We start from the raw sequence: 4182 nt of genomic DNA, 5'->3' as shown, positions 1-4182 counted from the left end.
GGGCAGAATCATATGCGCGCAAATATGCCCTTTTAGCTCGCTCAGTTTAACTTGTTGGGTTTTACCGCGATTCGCCTGTTGAAAGGCCTGATATGGCGTCAGTGCCATTTCTGGTAATACATCAAAGGCCTGATACATAAGGGTGGGCAGATCAAAATGTTTGATTTGTTGGTGAACCCCCTGTGCAACTTCCTGCAGGCACTTATGCTGATAAAACGCCTTATCTTCTTGATATAAAGACGGAATCATTTTCTCAATGCTTAAATTCGCATCATAGGCACGTTTGAAATCGACTAGCCCACGCAGCAATTTCATGCTTTTTGATTTATCAATGCCAATACTGAATAAAAACAGCATTGAGTAAGGCCCGGTTTTTTCTACCACGATATCTTGGTCGCTGAGGTATTTCGCCACTAGGTCGGCAGGAATGCCCTCATCCTGCATCACGCCATCGACGAGTCCCGGCGTCAGCAGGGTGACCTTAATCGGGTCAAGGTACATATGCTCTGGATCAATGTCTTTAAAACCATGCCAGCTGGCACCAGATTCTAAAGGCCAGCAGGCGACGGCATCAATATTGTCTGGCTGCCAAACTTTGAAAAACCAGCCATCCATTTCCTGGTTAAGCTTTTGTATTTCGCGTCGAAAGTTAATCGCGCGATCAATGGCGCCCTGCATTAAGCGTTGGCCGCTATTACCTTTCATCATTGCACCTGCGACCTCGCAGGAAGCCACCATATTATATTGCGGTGAGGTAGAGGTATGCATCATGTATGGCTCGTTAAACGCCACCTCATCAACCTCACCTTTGATATGAATCATCGAGGCTTGAGAAAATGCAGCCAATAACTTATGCGTGCTTTGGGTTTCGTAGATAGTTTTACCGGCGATCGCTCCGCCGCTCATGCCGGCGCGGTTTTCGTAGATGGCATGAAAATTAGTATATGGCACCCAAGCGCTGTCAAAATGAATATGTTCGCACTGCAGTGAATCTTTGATGTAGCCGGTATTATAAAATAAACCATCATAGGTGCTGTTAGTCACAACGGCATAACGTGGTGGCACATCGGTTCCCGCCTGCGCCATTTTTTGCTCAATCACTGCGGGGGTGAACTCTGCTTTTGGAATACCGCCCAAAATACCGTAGGCATTGCGAGTCGGTCTAAAATACAGAGGCGTCACATCAACCATCATCATTAGGTGGGTTAATGATTTATGGCAGTTGCGATCCATTAGCATGGTGTCGCCAGCTGACACGGCATTCATGCCGACAATTTTATTCGCTGTAGAGGTTCCGTTAGTAACAATATAGCTACGGTCGGCGCCAAAGGTTTTGGCGATAAACTTTTCTGCCTCGGCATGCAGACTGGTGTGATCAAGCAGAGAGCCAAGTTCAGTAACCGAAATCGATATATCAGATTCAAAGGTGTTTGCGCCATAAAAATCATAAAAAATCGCACCGGTGGGGCTTTTCAAAAAGGCCGAACCGCCTAAATGGCCTGGGGTACAGAAAGTATATTTGCTCTGACCGACAAACTTGAATAATTCGCGGGTCAACGGCGGCAGAATATAATCCAGATATTCTTGTACCACTAAACTAATCTTGCGGCCAATACCGGCAACTTCTTGTAAACGAAATTCAAAAAAGTTCAGCCTAAGCGCACTTAAATCGGCAAACGATACATCATTAATGACGTGATCATTGGTAAATGCAAACATCGGCAGGTTTTCGTTTAAGGCCTCTATCTGGTGGCAGAGTTCAACCGGGTAGTGATCCCAGTCAAACAGTACGGCACAGACACGGGTATTACTCTGTAAAACGTGCATCATATCTTCAAGCGAGGTAGGAAACCGCACCTGCATATCAAAGTCTTCTAGTTCATTGGCTAAGGCAGAAAAAAAGGTATCCTTTTGACCTTCACCGGCTTCCGTTAAAATCAGCGCGAGCCGGTCGCGCATCACTATCTTTTTTGAATGACTCATAGTCCCGCTCCCTTGGGTTTAATGCTCTAACACTTCGTTGGTATCTTGATCCGGCACGCTAGTGCTGGCATTTTCAGGGAAGTGTAGGGTTTTATCTTGATGATGGGCGCTTTCCCAGCGCACATAAAAGAAGTAAATCACAATCGTAACAATAATGGCCTCAGCCAAGCCCTCACCTTTAGCGCCATATAGCGCTATCAGACAAAATAGCGAAGCCAGTGCACAAATCAGCAGTGAACCCGCGTTGCGCCAGGCAAGACCAATATGCGCGCGTAAATTCAAACAGCTGTAAAAATAGGGCAGTAATACGGTTAATACGGCAATGGTAATCAGCGTATTGAATAGCCCGGTTGATTCACCGTCGCCTTGCAAGATCATTAAAATAATCATCAGCGCAGTCATTTGTGCGGCTTCAATGATAATCCCCTTACTGGCGGTGCCTTTACTATTGCGTTCACCGTATATTTTCGGGAAATAGCCATCTCTGGCGGTACGTGCGCCTGCCTCAGCGGTTAGCATCATCCACGAGCCGAGTGAGGCAAAGCAGGCAAAGGCGGTGACGGCAGAAACAATCGGTGCCGACCAGCTGCCTAAGATTTTGGCGCTGCTGTCGGCAAACGGTGCACCTGAAGCGGCAACCTCAGCGGCTGGAAACATTCCCATAATAGCCATGGTAGATAACACATACACTACTGCGGCAAGACCCGTGCCGAGCAAGGTCGATAAGGGAATGGTGCGCCGCGGCCGGTCGACTAAATTGGCATTCACAGACGCCGATTCCACCCCTATAAATGACCAAACCACTAACAGCACGCCGCCAATGATCGCTTGACCGTCACTTTTACCCGAGGTATTCCAATTATCGGAAAAGGTTTGCCCATCAAATAGCGTCCAACCCACGGTGCCGGTTAATACCACCGGTATTAATAACAGCACCACGCCGATTGTTACTAAGCGACTGACCCAGTCGGCACCCACCAGATTAATAAAGGCAAAGACCCACACTGCAATAATGGTAGCAATACCTGCGCCAAAGCCTGAATGCAGTTCGGGAATAAACACCGCGAGATAAGAAACGCCGGCAACGGCGATCGAAAGATTACCAATCCAGTTCGAATGGTAATACAGCACCCCAGACTGATAGCCTAAGATGGGAGAGACCTCGCCGGCATAAGCCACGGGCCCGCCAGACTGTGGGTTATCAGTACCGAGGCGAGCAAATACCCAAGCTAATGACATTGCGCCGATGATGGCAATCACCCAGGCAAAAATAATAATCGAGCCAACCGAGGCTAAGCTTGCAGGCAGCAGGGCCACACCGCTGCCCATCATGTTACCGGCTACAATCCCCGTGGCCGATACCACACCAATTTTTTTGACATCCGACATGTCAGTCTCCCCTGATATAAAAAATATTTTTATTCAGTGTAGACTATATTTTTTAAGCCATGCGGCAGACCTTTAGCTGGCGGCGATAAAGCCTTTATATAAAGTAGCAGTAAGCGTTTGCTGCCAGAGAATGCCTAGGCTCGTCGTAGGCTAGGCCTTGGATGGCCGTAAACTAAGCCCCAGCAAGGCAAGCACTAGCATCAGCAGTAAAAATACCACAATGGTGATGTCACGTTGCTGCCTATCGGCAAAGGCCATCATAAAATTCCATTTATGCAGCAATGAAAACGATAAGCCCTCGTAGCGCTGAATATCTTTAAGATGATCAACCACAATACCGGTCACCGGGTCGATAAACACGCGATCACCGGCATCAGTATCAAGGCTGACTTTATACACTGGTAAGCGTTTATTTCTAAAATCATAATCCATACCGAAGCGAGTCACTTTGTCTACCTGAATGTCGCTAGCGTGATCGGTTTTATCCAAACCTAAATAGCGCAAGGCTAAATCACGACTGTAAGACACATCGCTGAGGGTTTTATTGTCTGTTGATGGGTTTGCAGAATCTAACGGAATATATACAGCGCCTGTTTCGCGATTGATGCCGTCGAAGCGTTTATTGCGCTGTTCGTGATGCGCATGGGGTTTATAGGCATCGCTGCCGTTACGCTCTGCCTGAGCAAGACTGGCACGGTAATAATAGGCAGGGCCATGTTCATTCTCATGGCGAATTAGACTGAAGCTATTCAGCTGCTTATCGGCCAGTGTGTTTAGTGGTGAAGCTAAATCGCCAAGTGTTGCAATCGG

General features: G+C 47.5%; 3 protein-coding genes. All 3 read right to left on the bottom strand.

Annotated features, from left to right (window positions below; translation table 11 throughout):
* Positions 1-1959: lysine decarboxylase LdcC (gene ldcC, locus HRU21_11775; GenBank protein ID NRA42968.1), on the bottom strand; the 1959-nt coding region annotated here is incomplete at its 3' end.
* 42 nt (positions 1960-2001) lie between these two features.
* Positions 2002-3372 carry a cadaverine/lysine antiporter gene (gene cadB / locus HRU21_11770; protein ID NRA42967.1) on the bottom strand — a complete coding sequence of 457 codons (1371 nt, stop codon included), beginning with the start codon at positions 3370-3372 and terminating at the stop codon, positions 2002-2004.
* Between the two features lie 150 nt (positions 3373-3522).
* Positions 3523-4182, bottom strand: a 660-nt coding sequence (locus HRU21_11765; GenBank protein NRA42966.1) for a hypothetical protein, incomplete at its 5' end; no start/stop codon positions are given.

The sequence above is a fragment of the Pseudomonadales bacterium genome (assembly GCA_013215025.1).
In the GTDB taxonomy this organism is placed as follows: domain Bacteria; phylum Pseudomonadota; class Gammaproteobacteria; order Pseudomonadales; family DT-91; genus DT-91.
This window is presented reverse-complemented; position numbering and strand designations above follow the sequence as displayed.